At 26.1% G+C, this 18,760-nt stretch carries 15 protein-coding genes and 2 pseudogenes; 12 read left to right on the top strand and 5 right to left on the bottom strand.

Features of this window, described 5'->3' with window-relative positions:
* Positions 1 to 145 precede the first annotated feature (145 nt).
* A complete protein-coding gene (locus tag CSBG_RS18395; RefSeq protein WP_008680812.1) occupies positions 146 to 304 on the bottom strand; it encodes a hypothetical protein in 159 nt (52 codons plus the stop codon).
* 96 nt (positions 305 to 400) lie between these two features.
* Complete coding sequence (locus CSBG_RS14820; RefSeq protein WP_008680810.1) at positions 401 to 631, bottom strand: hypothetical protein; 231 nt, start codon at positions 629 to 631, stop codon at positions 401 to 403.
* A gap of 186 nt (positions 632 to 817) precedes the next feature.
* On the opposite strand from CSBG_RS14820, the gene CSBG_RS14815 reads away from it, so the two are divergent.
* From CSBG_RS14815 to CSBG_RS14790, 6 genes are all read left to right on the top strand, one after another.
* Positions 818 to 1,576: an HAD family hydrolase gene (locus CSBG_RS14815; RefSeq protein ID WP_008680809.1), complete on the top strand. Its 759-nt coding sequence runs from the start codon at positions 818 to 820 to the stop codon at positions 1,574 to 1,576.
* A 231-nt stretch (positions 1,577 to 1,807) separates the two neighbouring features.
* A complete protein-coding gene (locus tag CSBG_RS14810) occupies positions 1,808 to 2,743 on the top strand; it encodes a type I phosphomannose isomerase catalytic subunit (protein ID WP_035285480.1) in 936 nt (311 codons plus the stop codon).
* Positions 2,744 to 2,951: 208 nt separating this feature from the next.
* Positions 2,952 to 3,662, top strand: a complete 711-nt coding sequence (locus CSBG_RS14805) for a GntR family transcriptional regulator (RefSeq protein ID WP_008680807.1) — start codon at positions 2,952 to 2,954, stop codon at positions 3,660 to 3,662.
* A 256-nt stretch (positions 3,663 to 3,918) separates the two neighbouring features.
* The gene (locus CSBG_RS14800) at positions 3,919 to 4,830 is read left to right on the top strand and encodes an ROK family protein (RefSeq protein ID WP_008680805.1); all 912 of its coding nucleotides are present in this window, start codon (positions 3,919 to 3,921) and stop codon (positions 4,828 to 4,830) included.
* A gap of 36 nt (positions 4,831 to 4,866) precedes the next feature.
* Entirely contained in the window at positions 4,867 to 5,859 is a 993-nt protein-coding gene (locus CSBG_RS14795) for an aldo/keto reductase (RefSeq protein ID WP_008680803.1), read from the top strand.
* A 175-nt stretch (positions 5,860 to 6,034) separates the two neighbouring features.
* Positions 6,035 to 7,486, top strand: coding sequence for an ABC transporter substrate-binding protein (locus CSBG_RS14790; RefSeq protein ID WP_008680801.1), 1,452 nt, complete (start codon positions 6,035 to 6,037; stop codon positions 7,484 to 7,486).
* Between the two features lie 181 nt (positions 7,487 to 7,667).
* Here the strand turns inward: CSBG_RS14790 and CSBG_RS14785 are convergent, their stop codons facing one another.
* Positions 7,668 to 8,522: an AraC family transcriptional regulator gene (locus tag CSBG_RS14785; protein ID WP_008680800.1), complete on the bottom strand. Its 855-nt coding sequence runs from the start codon at positions 8,520 to 8,522 to the stop codon at positions 7,668 to 7,670.
* 212 nt (positions 8,523 to 8,734) lie between these two features.
* Here CSBG_RS14785 and CSBG_RS14780 point away from each other — a divergent pair, with 212 nt between their 5' ends.
* A complete protein-coding gene (locus CSBG_RS14780) occupies positions 8,735 to 10,477 on the top strand; it encodes an ABC transporter ATP-binding protein (protein WP_008680799.1) in 1,743 nt (580 codons plus the stop codon).
* A complete protein-coding gene (locus tag CSBG_RS14775) occupies positions 10,478 to 12,247 on the top strand; it encodes an ABC transporter ATP-binding protein (RefSeq protein WP_008680798.1) in 1,770 nt (589 codons plus the stop codon). It abuts the gene before it with no gap.
* A gap of 50 nt (positions 12,248 to 12,297) precedes the next feature.
* On the opposite strand, the gene CSBG_RS14770 is transcribed toward CSBG_RS14775, so the two are convergent.
* Entirely contained in the window at positions 12,298 to 13,587 is a 1,290-nt protein-coding gene (locus CSBG_RS14770; protein ID WP_008680797.1) for a glycoside hydrolase family 125 protein, read from the bottom strand.
* 261 nt (positions 13,588 to 13,848) lie between these two features.
* Here CSBG_RS14770 and CSBG_RS18860 point away from each other — a divergent pair, with 261 nt between their 5' ends.
* On the top strand, positions 13,849 to 14,145 hold the full coding sequence (locus CSBG_RS18860; protein WP_035285478.1) for a hypothetical protein: 297 nt from the start codon (positions 13,849 to 13,851) through the stop codon (positions 14,143 to 14,145).
* Positions 14,146 to 14,192: 47 nt separating this feature from the next.
* Here the strand turns inward: CSBG_RS18860 and CSBG_RS18855 are convergent.
* Positions 14,193 to 14,396: pseudogene (locus CSBG_RS18855) on the bottom strand (DUF624 domain-containing protein); the annotation flags it as partial.
* Between the two features lie 282 nt (positions 14,397 to 14,678).
* Between CSBG_RS18855 and CSBG_RS14760 the strand changes: the two are divergent.
* The 3 genes and pseudogenes from CSBG_RS14760 to CSBG_RS14750 form a co-directional block, all read left to right on the top strand.
* Positions 14,679 to 16,409 (top strand): histidine kinase, encoded by a 1,731-nt coding sequence (locus tag CSBG_RS14760; RefSeq protein ID WP_008680793.1) that lies wholly within the window; start codon positions 14,679 to 14,681, stop codon positions 16,407 to 16,409.
* 3 nt (positions 16,410 to 16,412) lie between these two features.
* Complete coding sequence (locus CSBG_RS14755) at positions 16,413 to 17,933, top strand: response regulator (RefSeq protein WP_008680791.1); 1,521 nt, start codon at positions 16,413 to 16,415, stop codon at positions 17,931 to 17,933.
* A 293-nt stretch (positions 17,934 to 18,226) separates the two neighbouring features.
* Positions 18,227 to 18,760 (top strand): annotated as a pseudogene (locus CSBG_RS14750) (transposase); the annotation flags it as partial.

The raw sequence follows: 18,760 nt of genomic DNA, 5'->3' as shown, positions 1-18,760 counted from the left end.
CTAAATATAAGTGATTTTAAAATAAGTTGTATAAAAATAAAAAAAATAGACAACTGTTTTAATTATCGGAAAATTTTCCTAATAATTTAGTAGTTGTCCATTTAAATGTAATATTAGTTTATTTTAAATTAAATTTGTCTATATTTTAATATAATTGATTTTTACTAGTATTTCTAGCAACTTGTTCTTTCTTAGTATATTCATAAAATGAGGTAGATATATTACTTGAGGTAACAGGAGTCGCGAAACTTTTATTTTTCATTGGAATTTTTCCATCTGTTCTTTTTTTCTTATTGTTAGACATATTGTATCTCTCCTTTATAATAAATTCATTATTTTAAAAACTAGAGAAATATTAGCATATAAATTATTTTTTTAGGTATTGTTCAATTAATATAGCTTATTTACTTGAAGCATTTGTATCAATTTCAGAATCTACTTCTGGTTGCTCCGTATAATCAAATTCCATATAAGCAATATTATTTACAACTATATCATCCTCTACTGTGCTAGGTAATGGACTGGATGGTCCTTCAATCTTTCCATGACTAACTAGAGAATGTTTTTCTGGTGCATATCCAGTTCTTTCATTAGGTAAATAAATTTTTTTCTTGTTAGGTTTTGTTGGCATATAAATCCCTCCTTATACTTATATTATTTGAAATATGAAGTTTTTAATTCCTAGTATTATCTTCTAAAAATGCATAAAGATTATTTTAAACAAAATATAATGGTGTAAAAATTTATTTATAAAAATTTAAGTAATGATATGGTAAAATTGTAGTATAAAAATATTAATATACTACTGGAGGAATAAATGATTAAATTACTAGCGACAGATCTTGATGGAACACTAATAAAAAATGATCAAGTTACAAAAAGAGATAAGAATGCTATAATTAAGCTTCAAAAGCAAAAAGAGTTATTAGTAGTTTCAACAGGAAGACCATATAATGGAGTACAAATGTTAAAGGATGAATATAAGATATTTGCAAATTATTATGTATTACTAAATGGAGCTTTAATAGTAGATACTTTAGGAACAAAGATTAAGCAAGAAATAATTGAAAAAGATATAATTAAAAGCATTATAAATGAAATAAAAGAAGAAAATGTAGCTATTTCAGTAGAATCAGGCTTTAATACATATTTATTAACAGATGGAGATAATTTACCATATCCTAAGAAGGAAAGAGTAAATTCAATAGATGAAATAGAAGAGGAATTAAGTTTAATTTCTATATACAGTCCTGAAAAAGATATATTAGAAATAGAGGAAGTTAAAAATAAAATTAATAAAAAATATGAAGATAAGATAATTGCATACAGAAATGATATTTATATAGATATAGTACCATTAGGGTGTTCAAAAGGAAATGGAATAAAGTATATTGCTAAACAAGAGTTTATAAAAGATGATTACATATATACTATAGGTGATTCATGGAATGATGTTACTATGTTTAATATAACTAAAAATTCATTTACATTTCATCATGTAGAAGAAGAACTAAAGGAGCATGCATCATATTTAGTTGACTCTGTAGCAGATTGCATAGAAGAGTACATTTTATAGATTAAAGAATATAAGATATGGAATAGGAATTTATTTAGATATTTATATGCTAATAAACATCTAAATAATATTATTATGAAAATTAATAAAAAGATTATATATAAGAAATATATTAGAAAGAATGTTTTACAATTACATAAAAGTATGGAAAATATGTTAAAAAGTATATATTTTTGTTATATACTATACAGTAGTAAAAGTATAATCACAGTTACAAGAGGAGGAAGATTAATGTATCCAATTAGATTTGAAAACCTTTATTATGAAAAAATATGGGGTGGTAGAGATTTTGAAGCTTTTAGGGATAATATGCCAGAAGGTGAAATAGGAGAAACATGGGATATAGCCTGTCATCCAAATGGAACAGGAATTGTTGTAAATGGTTCATTAAAAGGAACTAGCTTTGATGAGTTAATAAAAGAATATGGACATGAACTTGTTGGGAAAAAGATAACACTTGAAAAATTTCCTTTACTTATAAAACTTATAAATTCAAAAGAAAAACTATCTGTACAAGTTCATCCAGGAGATGAATATGCAGCAAAGTATGAAGGCGATTACGGAAAAACAGAAGCTTGGTATGTGATGGATGCTAAGCCAGGTGCATCATTAATAGTAGGAACAAAAGATTGTACTAAAGAACAATTTGAAGAAGCTATAAAGAATAATGATGTGGAAAATTATTTAAATAAAATCGAAGTTAAAAAAGGTGATTGTTTCTTAATAAATAGTGGATTAGTTCATGCTATATGTGAGGGTGTTATAATAGCAGAAATCCAACAAAATAGTGATGTAACATATAGAGTATATGACTATGGAAGACCAAGAGAAATTCATGTTGAAAAAGCATTAGATGTTATAAATTTTGATCTTCAATGTGAAAATTTAAGTGAAAAAGAAGTAGTAAATTATAATGGATATAATCATAGCTTACTATGTAAAAATGAGTATTTTGGAATAGAAAAGATAGCAATTACTTCAGAATATAAAGATGCAAGTGATGTTGAAAAATTTGATATGTATACTTGCGTTGAAGGTGAAGGAACTATAGAGGGCAAGGATTTCTCAGAAACTATAAAGATGGGGGATAGTTATTTAATACCAGCAACTTTAGGAGAATATAAAATAAAAGGTAATGTTACTGTTTTAAAGAGTTATCCAGTATAATAATTAGTTAATTAATGCCCCTGAGGTCAACGAAATTTGGAAGTTCCCAATTATTTGTATATCAGGGGTATAATTTGATTGTAGCTATATCTTTGCTAGTATATAATAGTAATTAAATTAGAAATTTAATTACGTAAAATTATAGTTTATAATATATATCTTCTATGTTTAATTTAAATTAATATTGATGTATAAGAGGGAGAATAGCATGACTAAGTATGAGCAAATAGCTATATACATAAAAGAAAAAATTATTAATGGCGAATATAAAGCAAATGAACAATTACCTTTTGAAAAGGTAATTTGTGAAAAATTTAATGCTAGCAAGATGACTGTAAAAAAAGCATTAGATTTATTAGTAATGGAGGGGCTAATAGTTAAAAGAAGAGGAGCAGGCACCTTTGTAAAAGATATGTCTCAAGATCAAATTGAAGATTTATCAATTAAAAATCAATTTGCAGGATTAACAGTAACAAATGCTGGACATAAGATAGAGAGTAAATTGTTAGATTTTAAAATTATAAATGCAGATTCAAAAATAGCAGAAAATCTAAAAATTGATGAAGATGATTTTGTATGTTTTATACATAGAGTTAGATATGTAGATGAAAAAGCTGTAGTAATTGAGAAGACATATATGCCATTATATCTTTTCCCTGTGATAAAAAGATCTGATGCAGAAGGTTCTTTATATAGCTATATACAAGATAAAATGAAGTTGAAAATACAAAGTTCTCACTCAACTATTAGAGCTAGAAAATCAAATGAAATAGATAAGGAATACTTAAATTTAGAGAGTGATGAACCAGTTTTAGAAGTTGAAAGAATAGGATATTTAGATAATGGTAAAGTATTTGAATATTCATTTTCAAGGCATAGATATGATACATATGAATTTAAAGCTATAATAGTAAGATAGATATAGGTTTAGAGTTAATAAATTAGATTGATAAAAAAATAGGTAAAAATATAAAATTGTTATATATGATTTAAATGATAATATATCTAATTATATAAAATAAATAATTAGATAAAGTAAATAAGTTTGCATACGATTTAATTTGATTATAAAAACTACTTATTAGTAGTTTTTGATTTATAGTATTCCAGAAAACGTTTTTATAATTATATAAATTTAGAACATAAAAATTTTAATAATAGGGAGATGGAAAGATATGAAGAACTATATAGTATTTGATATTGGTGGAAGCAGTGTAAAGTACGCAATTATAACAGACGAAGGAGAGTTTGTATCAAAGGGAAGCTATAAATCAGAAAAAGATGATTTTGAATTATTCAAAGTATCTATGATTGATGTAATTAACAAAGCAAAGGAAGAACATAACATAGATGGTGTAGCTGTAAGTGCACCTGGAGGAGTAGACAGTGAATCGGGATTAATTGGAGGAGCAAGTGCTTTACCTTGTATTCATGGACCAAACTTTAAAAAAGTATTTGGGGAAGATTTAGGATTAACTTTAGAAATAGAAAATGATGCAAATTGTGCTGCCTTAGGTGAAGTATGGAAAGGTGCTGCTAAAGATAATAATGATGTATTATTTGTAGTATGTGGTACAGGAATTGGTGGAGCAGTTATAAAGGATAAAAAAATCCATAAAGGAAATAATCTACATGGTGGAGAATTTGGATATTGTATTTTGGATAGAGTTCATGAAGGCGATAAAGTAAGCTTTAAAACTTGGAGTAAGACAGGTGCTGTTGGAGCTTTATTAGAAAATGTAGCGAAACTAAAAAACATTTCTATAGATGAAATAGACGGGAAAAAAGTTTTTGAGTTAGCTGAAAATGGAGATTTAGATTGTATTCATGCTATAGATGAGTTTTATTTAAATAATGCAATGGGGATATTCAACATTCAATATATGTATGATCCAGAGAAAATTATTCTTGGAGGAGCAATAAGTAGTAGACCAGATTTCATAGATAAAATAAATGAAAAAATAGATATAATAATGAAAAATGTACAAGAAGGAAAAGTTAGACCTATAATTGAAAAGTGTAAATTTGAAAATGATGCAAATTTATTAGGAGCATTATTTAATTACTTACAAAGAAATAAAATATAATTGGAAATATAGCGATTTAATGAAAGGGAAGAGAATATGCACAATATAAATGAAAACAGGTATGATGAAATGAAATATATTAAATGTGGTAACAGTGGATTATATTTACCTAGAGTTGCTTTAGGATTATGGCATAACTTTGGATCTGTAGATCCAATTGAAAATCAAAAAGCAATAGTATTTGAGGCTTTTAATAATGGAATAACACATTTTGATTTAGCCAATAATTATGGACCAATATATGGTTCTGCAGAAGAAAATTTCGGTAGAATATTAAATAAAGATCTTAGTAATTATAGAGATGAGATGATAATATCAACAAAAGCTGGATATGATATGTGGCCAGGCCCTTATGGAAATGGTGGTTCAAGAAAATATTTAATTTCAAGTTTAGATCAAAGTTTAAAAAGAATGAACTTAGATTATGTTGATATATTCTATCACCATAGACCAGATCCAGACACACCACTTGAAGAAACTATGGGAGCATTAACTGATATAGTAAAGCAAGGAAAAGCATTATATATAGGTTTATCAAATTATCATCCAAAAGAATTAAAAGAAGCTTCTAGAATATTAAAGGAAAATGGTACTCCATGTCTTATCCATCAATTTAGTTATAGTATGTTTAACCGCTTAAGTGAGGTAGAAGGCTTACATGATGTTCATAAGGAAGAAGGAATAGGTTCAATAGCATTTTCACCTTTAGCTCAAGGACTATTAACTAATAAATATCTTCATGAAATTCCAGAAGGTTCAAGAGCTAAAAAGGTAAGTAGTAAATTCTTGAATGAAAAAGATATAACTGCTGAAAAGCTTGACAAAATAAGAAAATTAAATGATATAGCAGGAGAAAGAGGGCAAACATTAGCTCAAATGGCATTAGCTTGGGTATTAAGAAATGATGCTGTTACAACTGTTCTTATAGGTGCTAGTAAGGCAGAACAAATAGTGGACAATAAGAACATAATAAATAATTTAAGCTTTAGTGTTAAAGAACTTGAAATTATTGAGGAAATATTAAAGTAAATCTCTATTTATTTGGCTTCCAGGTGCAATACACCTGGAAGCTTATTTTTTGTTTAAAGTATAGAATTTAGCTAGAGTTAGTTAATCAAATATGAAATAAGTACACTGTAAAGTGTTAATTCAAAATATTATAATTATATTTGTAAACGTTATTAAATTAAGGGGGAAAAAGATAATGAGAAAAATAAAAAAGATGGTTGCATTAGCAACTTGTGCAATAATGGCAACTTCAGCTATATTCACGGGATGTGGTAAGTCAACAGGAGCCTCTAGTTCAAATGGAGATAAGCTAACTACTTTAACTTGGTATGCAATTGGAGAGGAACCAAAAGATCTTGATAAAGTATTAGCTGAAGCCAATAAATATTTAGAAGATAAAATAAATGCTCATCTAGATATGAAATTTATAGGGTTTGGTGATTATAATCAAAAAATGTCCGTGGTAATTAATTCAGGAGAAGATTATGATTTAGCATTTACATGTTCATGGGCTGGAGACTATTTAGGAAATTCAAGAAAAGGAGCTTTCTTAGAGTTAGATGAATATTTAAATTCTGATACAGGAAAGAAGTTAAAAGAAACTGTTGATTCAAGATTCTGGGAAGGAGCAACTATAGATGGTAAGATTTATGGTGTACCAAATCAGAAAGAATTAGGAGTAGCTCCTATGTGGACATTTACTAAAGAATATGTTGATAAATATAATATACCATATCAAGATATTCACAGTTTAGAAGACTTAGAACCATGGTTAAAAGTTATAAAAGAAAATGAACCTGATGTAGTTCCTCTATATATAACTAAAGGATTCTCTTACACAGTATTCTTTGATCAATTAGTAGATCCAGTTGGAATAGAAGCTAAGGATACATCTTTAACTATAAAGAATATGTTTGAAACACAAGAAATGAAGGATAGATTAAATACTTTAAGGAAGTATTATCAAGCTGGATATATAAATGCAGATTCTGCTACAGCTCAAGATGATAAATCTGTTAAGAGGTTTGTAACAAAGGGTGATGGACAACCATATGCAGATACACTTTGGTCAAAAGCATTGAATTACCCAGTAGTATCATCTCCAATAGTTGATACATTAATAACTAATGGATCAACAACAGGATCATTAATTGCAATATCAAATAACTCAAAAAATAAAGATAAGGCTTTTGAATTTTTAACATTATTAAATACAGATGAAACTTTAAGAAATTTAATAAACTATGGTGTTGAAGGCGTTCATTATGAAAAGGTAGATGATGATCATATAAAGATAACTAATCCAGATCAAAAAAATTATGATGTGCCATACTTCTCATTAGGAAATTTATTTATAACGTATAAATTAGAAGGTGAACCAGCATCAAAATGGGATGAGTTTAAAGATTTCAATGATAAATCAAAAGTATCACCAGCATTAGGATTTAAATTTGATTCTTCAAGTGTTTCTAATGAAATTGCAGCTATAAATAATGTCTTAGAAGAATTTAAGTCAACTCTTTATAGTGGATCAGTAGATATTGATGAATACTTAGGAAAATTAAATGCTAAGTTAAAGGAGCAAGGAATAGATAAAGTTATAACTGAAATGCAAAAGCAAGTAGATGAATGGAAGAAGACTAAATAAAACTAATCATAAATTTATATATAAATAAATTAAATAAGAATAAATGGTTATGAAAGTTTAGCTTCATAGCCATTTATTTTTAATGTTAAAAGTATAAGTATAAGTATTAATACTACATTATATTTTCATTTTTCTGGGCCTTAGGGACAGTACCCCTGGGGCCCATTTTCTTATAGTATATTTAACTGGCATTTCGTGACTTGTTAGGTGAAACCCCATAGTACTTTTTATATAGTTTGCTAAAGTAATATGGGTCACTATATCCAACCATTTTTGCAATAGATTTTATTGAAAGTTTCGAGTCATCTAATAGTTCTTTTGCTTTAGATAATCTTATTTGTATTAAGTAGTTTATAGGAGAATCACCCATAAGTTCTTTAAAAATCTTAGATATATAAACAGGGCTTAAATACATATTTTTTGATAAGGTATACAATGAAATGTCTTCTGTATAATTTTCAGTTAAGTATTTTGTTATGCTTTCAACTAATGCTTTCTTTTCACGAGATTTAAATGAAAATTCTTTAGAATCACGGGTCGTATCTTCCTCATTTATTTCTCTATACAATAATACAAGTAGTTTCATAACTAGAGATTTAAGCATAAATGGAGAAGTTTGATTATAGGTTTTTTGTTCTTCAACAATTTCTAAACAACTTTTCAATATTTCATCTTTATATTTAGTAAAAGTGAGAACGTTTTTATTACCTATATCAATATAGTCTTTTTTTACATTACTAAATAAGTTTAAATTAGTTAATCCAATATGCAACTCTCTACAATTTGTATTAGCTTCAAATAGTTCTTGATGATATACTCCAGGATTAGAAATAAGCACTTGTCCCTTTTTCAATGTATATTTTTCACCTTCAATTAAATAATCTACAGAACCAGAAGTAATAAAAGAAAGTTCAATAAAATCTTCATGGCAGTGATAATTAGTTTCTGGAACTGGTATTTCTGGTGAACACCATCCATCAATTACAAAAAGTATTTGAGGATTATAACAATCTATATTTGCATGTACTTTATTCATTTTAACATCTCCAAAAATAATTACTTCAATTAGTATAATAATATACATTTAAAGTTTAATATAATACATTTTTATTTTCAATAACTTAGATATAATCTTACTTAGAAATAAATAATATAAGGAGAACTTGGTTATGGATATTTTTAAGAGGGTATTTAATTATTAAAACATGTACAAATTTACAAATTAATAATATAAGGAGAGACTTGAGTATGGACAGTTTAAAATGGATATTTAGTTATTTAAAAAAGTACAAGTTCAAATACTTATTTGCACTATTGTTAGTACTATTCACGTCAGCAATTAATATGGTCAATCCATTTATATCAGGAAGAATAGTAGATAAGGTATTAGGAGAAAATCAAACAAATTTATTGATACCTCTTATATTAACTATGATTGCAATTGTAGTATTTAAAGGATTTATAACTTATGCATATCAAATGATATTAGAAAAGATTTCACAAAGGATATTGTTTAAAATAAGAACAGATTTATATGAAAAGCTTTTAGAGTTAGATGTTAATTTCTATAGCAAAGTTAAAACTGGAGATCTTATGGCTAGGATGACAGGTGATACTGATGCTATAAGACACTTTGTTGCGTGGGTGGTTTATAATATTCTTTCATCTGTAACAACATTTGCCTTTGCAATAATATCAATGATGTATGTAAATGCTACATTAACAATATTTATGCTCTTTGTATCACCTTTAATTGGATTCTTTACTTTTAAAATGAGTAAAGAAATTTCACCTACATTCCACAATATAAGAGAAGCATATTCAAGATTAAATTCTGTTGTTCAGGAAAATATAAGTGGAAATAGAGTGGTTAGAGCATTTGGAAGGGAAACTTTTGAAATAGATAAGTTCAATATAGAAAATAAAAATTATAGAGATAGAAACTTAGATACAATTAAAGTTACAAGAAAATATATACCTAAATTAGAGTTTTTATCAAATAGTTTATCTGTTGTAATGATATTAGTTGGTGGAGTATTAGTTGTAACAAATAAAATAACTCTTGGAGAATTAGTAATATTTAATAGTCTTTTATGGGCATTAAATAATCCAATGAGAATGTGTGGATATTTGATTAATGATACTCAAAGATTTATAGCATCATCAGCTAAGATAATTGAGTTGTTAAGAACAGAAAGTAATATTAAAAATAATGAAGAGACAATTAACCTTAATAAATTTAAAGGGGACATAAGCTTCAAAAATGTAAGTTTAGATATAGATGGAAGAAGAGTAATAAATAATGTCTCATTTGAAGTTAAAGCAGGACAAACAATAGGATTAGTTGGACATACTGGAGCTGGAAAATCTTTAATAATAGATTTATTATCTAGATTCTATAATGCAACTGAGGGAGAAATTTTTATAGATGGAATTAATATAAAGGATATGGATTTAGATATATTAAGAGGAAATGTAGCAATTGCAATGCAAGATATATTTTTATTTTCAGATACTGTTAAGGATAATATAGCGTTTAGCAATCCAAGAGCAAGCTTTCCAGAAGTAAAAAGAATAGCTAAAAAAGCTCAAGCTCATGATTTTATAAAGAGATTAGATGAAGGATATGAAACAATTATAGGTGAAAGAGGAGTAGGACTTTCTGGAGGACAAAAACAAAGGGTATCTTTAGCAAGAGCAATGATGAAAAATGCATCAATATTTGTATTAGATGATGTTACATCAGCTGTTGATATGGAAACAGAAAAGAAAATACAACATGAACTTAAAAATATGGAAGAGAAAAAGACAACATTTATAATTGCTCACAGAATATCCTCATTAAAGCAAGCAGATTTAATATTAGTTTTAGATAATGGAGAAATAGTAGAAAGAGGAAATCATAATGAGCTTGTAAAGAAAGATGGATACTATTCAAGTATATTTTATACTCAATATGGCAATTTGAATTTAGAAGTGGAGGGAGTATAAATGGCAAGAAATAAATATAATGTAGATGAAGAATTAGAAGTTGGTTTTAATTTAGAGTATTTAAAAAGATTATTAAAATATATGAAGCCTTACAAAACAAAAATTTTAACTTCAATATTGTTAATGCTATTATCAAGTTCAATTTCATTAATTGGACCAGTAATAGTAAAGACAGCATTAGATGTATATATTCCAAACAAAAATATTGGTGGCCTTGTATTATTGTCTATTTTATATGTAATAATATTTATATCAATAGCAGTGATTATGAGACATAGAATGTACACAATGGGAGAAGTAGGACAAAATATATTAGTAGATATTAGACATGATTTATTTAGAAATCTTCAATATGTACCATTTAACTATTATGATTCTAGACCTCATGGGAAAATTTTAGTAAGAGTTGTAAACTATATAAATTCTTTAAGTGATATATTATCAAATGGATTTGTTAATTTAATTGCAGATATGGTTACTTTAGTTATGACTATAATATTTATGTCATTTCTAAGTATAAGATTAACATTAGTAACACTTATTTGTATTCCAATATTATTAGTAGTTATGTTATCTATTAAAAATGCACAAAGAAGAGCTCATCAAAAAGTAAGTGCAAAACAATCAAACTTAAATGCTTATATACATGAAAGCATAAATGGAATAAGAGTAACACAATCATTTTCAAGAAAAAATGAAAATATGGAAATATATAAAGATCTTTGTAATGAATGTAGTGATTCTTGGATGAAGGCTGTAAGCTTAAACTTTCTTGTTTGGCCAAGTATAGACACAATATCAGTTATATCAATTTCACTTATTTATATCTTTGGAATTTTAGTATTTGCAGATGGAATTTCTCTTGGACTTTTAACAGCTTTTATATCTTATGTATGGATATTTTGGGCACCAATAACTAACATAGGGAATTTTTATAATACATTGATAAATGCAATGGCATATTTAGAAAGAATATTTGAAGCAATGGATGAAGAACCTGAATTTGATAAGGAAGATGCAATATCATTACAAGATATTAATGGTGATGTAAAATTTAAAAATGTATATTTTGAATATGAAGAAAATAGTCCTATTTTAGAAAATATAAATATGAAGATAAATGCAGGAGAAAAAATTGCTTTAGTTGGACCAACTGGAGCTGGAAAGACAACTATAGTAAATCTTTTATCAAGATTCTATAGGATAAAATCAGGTAATATTCTTATAGATGGGATAGATATAGATGAGGTTACTTTAAAATCTCTTAGAAAAGAAATAGGAGTTATGCTACAAGATCCGTTTGTTTTCTCAGGAACAATAATGGAAAATATAAGATATGGAAAATTAGATGCTACAGATGAAGAAGTTATAAATGCATCAAAAATAGTTAAAGCTGATGATTTTATAAGAGAGTTTAAAGATGGATATAACACATATTTAAATGAGCAAGGAAATGGACTTTCAGTTGGACAAAAGCAACTTATATCTTTTGCAAGAGTGTTATTATCTGACCCTAAGATACTAATTTTAGATGAGGCTACATCAAGTATAGATACAGAAACAGAAGCATTATTACAAGTGGGTATAGAAGAACTACTTAAGGGAAGAACATCTTTTGTTATAGCGCATAGATTATCAACAATAGTTAATTCAGATAAGATAATGTATATAGGAGAAAAACAAATTTTAGAAGAGGGAACCCACGATTCATTAATAAAGCAAAAGGGATTGTATTATAACTTATATAAATCACAATACCTTGATATATAAAACTTATTTTGGCCCTAGGGGAATTACCTCTAGGGCCTTTAAAATATAAATTACTTAATGAACTTTTTATATATAAAATCAGCAAATAATGAGTTTGACCAAGCAAACCATTCTCTTGTAAACTCCATAGGATTGTTACAGTTGAAACCTTCATGCATATAGTTAGTATTACCATCACAATTAATCAAGGTTTCTAATAATTCATTTATTTCTAATTTATTATTAGATGTTAATCCTTGCATTGAAAGTGATATATGCCATATATATTGATCAGGAGTATGGGGGCTACCTATTCCACAAGCGGATGTACCTTCATAATAGTAAGGATTATTTTTGCTTAAAATAAATTTACGAGTATTTTGATAAACCTCATCATCTATTGGTTTGTATTCTATATATGGAATAGATAAAAGGCTAGGAACATTAGCATCATCCATTAAATTATAATTACCAAATCCATCTGTTTCATAGGCATAAATTTTACCAAACTCATCATGGTTAACTATACCGAATTTTTCGATTCCTTCATCTATTTGTGTTCTTAGAGATTTAGCTTTAAGACTTAAAGAATAATCATTAAATATTACTTCGGAAATTTCTTCTATATATTTTAGAGCAACACTTGCAAACATATTTGATGGGATTAAGTAACCGTATTTACATGCATCATCACTAGGTCTAAAACCTGACCAAGTCATACCTGTAAAAGTAACTGGAGTTCCTAATCCGTTGTTAGTTAAAGTGTCACTTTCTAGACAATTCAATCTTTGAAATGAATAATCAGATTTTTCAAAATGATATTGTTCATTTTCCCATAAATTTATAATTGAATAAAAGGCATCCTTAATAGTATCATTGAAAAAGCTTGCATCATTTGTAGCCTTCCAATATTTATAAATTAATCTTATAGGAGAGCAAAGTGAATCAATTTCATATTTTCTTTCCCAAACCCAAGGGCTATCCTTAGTTATATCATTGTCCCACTTTTGACCATTAGGTTCTTTATTAAAAGCATTAGCATAGGGATCAATCATAATGCATTTAATTTGTCTATTAATTAATCCAGTAAATAAATCTTTCAATACAGGATATTTATTAACGAATGGTAAGTAATGTTCTACTTGAGAAGTTGAATCTCTAAGCCACATTGCAGGGATATCTCCTGTGATAATAAAAGTATCATTTTCTTCATAAAGCACAGTTGTATCAATAGTATTTATAAAACAATTTAGAAATAAATTTTTTAGTTTTACATCATTAATTGATTTTGAAAGATCTGTTCCTATTTCTTTTAATGTATCTTTAAATATGTTTAGTTTTTCATTATTAGTGTTTTGCATTAACACCCCTCCTGTAATATATAACTTGTATTTAATTATTTTTGATATTTATATTTTAGAATATTAAAACTATATTCATTATTGTATATGTTTTCATTTTTGAATAAAATATCAATTGCTATTTTTCTAGAATAAGTTATATATTTTTAGAGTTTACACATTAAATTTATATTATATATATAAGCTAAGATATCAAAATTAAATTAAGAAATATTCTGTTTCTTTGATATATCTTCTAGCTCATACAATAAAGATTTATTTATGAATAGTAATGAAAAAGATAGTAGACTAGAAATAAATAATATTATTGTTCCAGGAGTTATTTCAAATAAAATAAGTGAAAAAATAAATAATAACAAATTTGTTATAGTTAGTATTGGTCTTGTAAAGCATAAAATAAATGATGTTCTTAATATATCAATAGTTTTCATTTTAAATCTACTAATAAGTATAAAGATAAAAGGTGTAACAGCAGCTATAATAATAGCAATTGCAGAAAATAAACAGACTAAAACAACATTATACTTTATTAATGAGAAAAATCTTATATTAAAATAAATTATAATTATTAGTAAGAGTTCAATGAACCAAATCAGAAATGATTGCTTGAAATTAAGTTTAATTCCATTTGTGAAATCCTTTATAATATTTAAATCTTTATTTACAATTATCTTATTCATGCAATAAAGTAATGCTGTAAATGTTGGCATGGCTGGAAGTAAACAAATCAAGAATAAAGGAAAGTATTTAAAAATATTACTTATGCCTATAAATATAAAGAAGAGTATTAAAGGAATATTAAAAAGCATAAAAAATAAGTTCAATAAGAAAAACCAGAATACATAGTTAAATGAATCAAAGATTTTTTCAAAATTAAAGAAATTACCAAACACATAAATCCCTCCGTAAATGTTTACTTGTAATAAGTAGTATAGTTTAATGAATTCATAAATTCAATTTTTTATGTATAAATTATATTTTTATCTAGAAAAAGTACAATAAAAATATAAATTAGCACTTATGAAAAGCTTTAAATAGGGAAATCATTGTGATTAAATGTATATATAGGGTGCTATGAGAGGATAGATAAAATGGAAATAAAAAAATCAACAGTATATAAAAGACTATTTGTAGCTAATATATTAGTTGCTATTTTTTTAATAGCAACATTAGATTTCTATTTTGTTAAAAAATTTTTACAAAACAATAGAGATTCTAAATCTTATATTAATGAAAAAGTTGTTTATGATGTTAATGATGAAATAAATAGGATAAATAATTCAAGTGATTTAATTGTAAAGAATATGTATAGTGATTTGAATGTTGTTGAAGATATACTTAGATTTATGAATACGGATACAATTTCCTATTTAAAGAATAAGTTGGACAGGCTATCTGAAAGCTCTAGTTATTATTATAATGGTACTGAAAGATTTGTAAGATATTCATTTAATTTAAATTATAATTTAGAGGAAATTGCCTTTATAAGCTACAGTAGAATGGAGAAAAGTTCTTTTAATAGACAAGATCAAATAAAAGTAACGAGTGTGGATAAGGAAGATATACCAATAGAAGATGGATTTAATAATATTTTTGCAGATAAAAATACACTAAAGTTTGTAAGGGAAGTAAGAGATCCAGTTAACTTAAAAAGCGAAGGTATAATACTGCTTACATATAATTTGAACCATATAAAAGAAATAGTAAAAAAATATGAAAATGAGCATCAAGTTATGGTGTTTGATAATAATGGATATATTATTTATAGTTCTGATGGAGACTACAATTATGAGAAATGTAAGTATTACGATGAAATAGCAAAAAGTGATGGTGAGGTAAAATTAGATAAAAATTATTATATAAATAAAAGTATAAATTCTTCAGCAATAATGTCTGTTTCTAAGATGGCAAAGCGTGATGTTAATAAAATATCTATAGGATTAATTAATTCTTTAGTTTTTGTTGATAGTTTAGTTTTAATAATTTCATTATCAATTTTATATATTAAGCTGAAATTATTAAGTGATAGAACAGATAATATATTAGTTGCTATGGAAAAGGTAAAAGGCGGTAATTTAGATGTAGAAATTCCAATAACATCTGATAATGATGAAATTAATTATATTTCAGAAAACTTTAATGAAATGTGTAGAGAATTAAATGAATATATTAAGAAAATATATCTAGCAGAAATTGAACAAAAAAAAGCTGAAATGGTAGCATTACAAAATCAAATTAATCCACATTTTTTATATAATACTTTAGAGTCAATAAGAATGAAGGCTATTTGTAATGGCGATAAAGAGGTTGGTAAAATGTTATATACACTTTCCTTCTTATTTAGAAAGCAAGTAAAGGATAGCAATATAATAACCTTAAAGGATGAATTAGATTATTGTAGTAAATATATAGAAATATTTAAATTTAGATATTATGATAATTTTAATTTTGAGATAAATTGCCCAAATGATCTTGAAAAATATAAAATTGTAAAATTCTCAATACAGCCATTAATAGAAAATTACTTTATACATGGGATTAGATTTGAAGATTATGATAACGAATTAAAGATAGATGTAACTAAAGAAGAAAATGATATTTTTATAAAAATTATAGATAACGGTAGAGGAATTCCTAATGAGGAATTAGAAAAAATAAATGATAAATTATTAAGTGATAGACAAGATAGTAATTCAATAGGCATAGAAAATGTGAATAAGAGAATTATTAATGAATATGGGGAAGGGTATGGACTAAAAATATTAAAAAATAAGGATAAAGGAGTAACTTTAGTAGTAAAAATATTATGTAAAGAGGTGTGATTTATGTATGATGTTATGTTAGTTGATGACGAAAAATTAATAATACAAGGGCTAATGAATATTATTGATTGGGAAAACCTCGGGTTAAAAGTAAGAGAAATAGCACATAATGGAGAAGAAGCTTTAAATAAATTTAAGGAAAAAGCAGTAGATATTATTGTAACAGATATTAGCATGCCTAAATTAACAGGATTAGAACTAATTAGTGAAATAAGAAAAATAAATTCAAAAACAAGATTTACAATACTTACTGGATATGATGAATTTGCTTATGCAAAAGAGGCAATAAAATATGGTGTTGAAAGTTATATATTAAAGCCTATAAATGAAGAAGAACTTGAAGAGGTTATGGCGAGTATTGTTAGAAGTTTAGATTATAAGAAGAAAGAGAAAAATATACTTTTAGATAAGAATAGAAAATTAATTCAATACCTAGAAGAAATATTAGATGAGAATTTTATATATGATATGAAGGATTCAATATCAATAGATATATATAATAAAATATATACTGTAGCTAATATAAAATTTATGAAAAAAGAAGATGAAGAAGATCGTGTAGATATGGAAGATATAGTAGACGGATATACAAATGATAGGTATGAGATTCTTTATAAATATGATGACCAAGCTATATTAATAAATTCTTGGGATAAAAATATATCTAGAAATGAAATTATTAATTATTATGAAGACATTAAGGAAAACCTTATTAAAGAATCAAAGAAGGAAATTTTTATGTCTATAGGAGATACTGTTTTTGATATAAAAGATATAAGAAAAAGCTATAAAGTAGCTAATGACTTAAAAAAGTATATATTAACAGAAGGTACCAATAAATGTATATATAAAGAAAATATTAGAGATATAAAAGAAAAGAAGATGAACTTTAAAGAAGAAATAGATTATATTAATAAGTTAATTATAGAAAAAAGTAATAAAGATTTAGAAAAGTATATATCAGAGATATTAGAAAATAAAGAGCTAACTCCTAAAAATATCTATGATTTTTCAATAAAAATAATAATATTAATAGACGATATATCAAATGAATTTAAGTTAGAAAAAAAGTATGGAAGAGATAGTTTAAGTAATACCATCATAGAATTATGTAATGAAAGTACTAGAAAAAGTGTTAAGGCATTTATAATTAGAGAAATAGAGGAACTTATAGAGGCTATGTATAAAAGTACAGTAAAATATAGTCCGGTAGTCCAACAAATAGTAAATATAGTAGATGACAGATATTATGAAGAGCTAAGCTTAAAAATTTTAGCTCATCAATATAATATAAATAGTTCATATTTAGGGCAAATTTTTTCAAAGGAAACAGGAAGCTCATTTTCAGAATACTTAAATAAGACGAAAAATATGAAGGCAAAGGAATTAATACTTAATACAAATATGAAGATAAATGATATTGCTAAAGCAGTTGGGTACATTGATACAAGCTATTTCTATAGAAAGTTTAAAAAATATTATGGAGTGTGTCCATCAACATTAAGAGAAATGAAGAACTATTAATAGATGATATGTCTTTTGGAGCAACGGTGTCCGTTGTGAGATGCAGATAGCTGTAATCGCATATAAAATCACAGCAATAATCAAGATTAAAAGTATGTAAAAATGGAGTAAGAATTTTTTCTTACTCCATTTATTTACGTCGTAATAGATTAAAATTGTAAACTTATTTTTTTATTTCTTCGCATACGGGACAGTAGTTAGTTTTGTGTAAAAACAAAACTAACTACTGTTTTTTTGTATGAACAGCTGGTGGTTTTGGAATAATATACTATATAAATTTAGGAGGAAAAATTATGACAAAGAATATTAATACCAACTTTGATTACAATGAGGAAGTAAAGAAATGTAAAACTATTGATGATGTTATGGGGAAAAATGGGCTTATTCAGAAGCTTGTTAAAGATGTTCTTGAAAATATATTAGAAGGAGAAATGGAGGAACATTTAGGTAGAAATAAATATGAAAGAAAAGAAACTCCAGATGAATTAAAAAAGAACTATAGAAATGGATATAGCACTAAAAACTTAAGAAGCTCCTTCGGTGACGTCGACTTAGACGTACCCCGTGATAGAAATGCCGAATTTGAGCCACAAATTATAAAAAATACGAAACTGTATGTTCGGAATTAGATAAAAAGATTATCTCTTTATATGCTAAGGGAATGTCAACATCCGATATTCAAGCTGAAATTGAAGATTTATATGGAATAACTATATCACCATCAATGGTATCTAAAATAACTGATAAAGTGCTTGCTAGCGCCGCCGAATGGCAAAATAGAATTTTAGATAAAATATATCCAATAGTCTATTTAGATGCTATGTTAA

This window comes from Clostridium sp. 7_2_43FAA (assembly GCF_000158375.2).
Classification (GTDB): Bacteria; Bacillota; Clostridia; order Clostridiales; family Clostridiaceae; genus Clostridium; species Clostridium tertium.
Note: the sequence above shows the minus strand (reverse complement) of the source record. Positions and strands in the feature narration are given on the sequence as shown.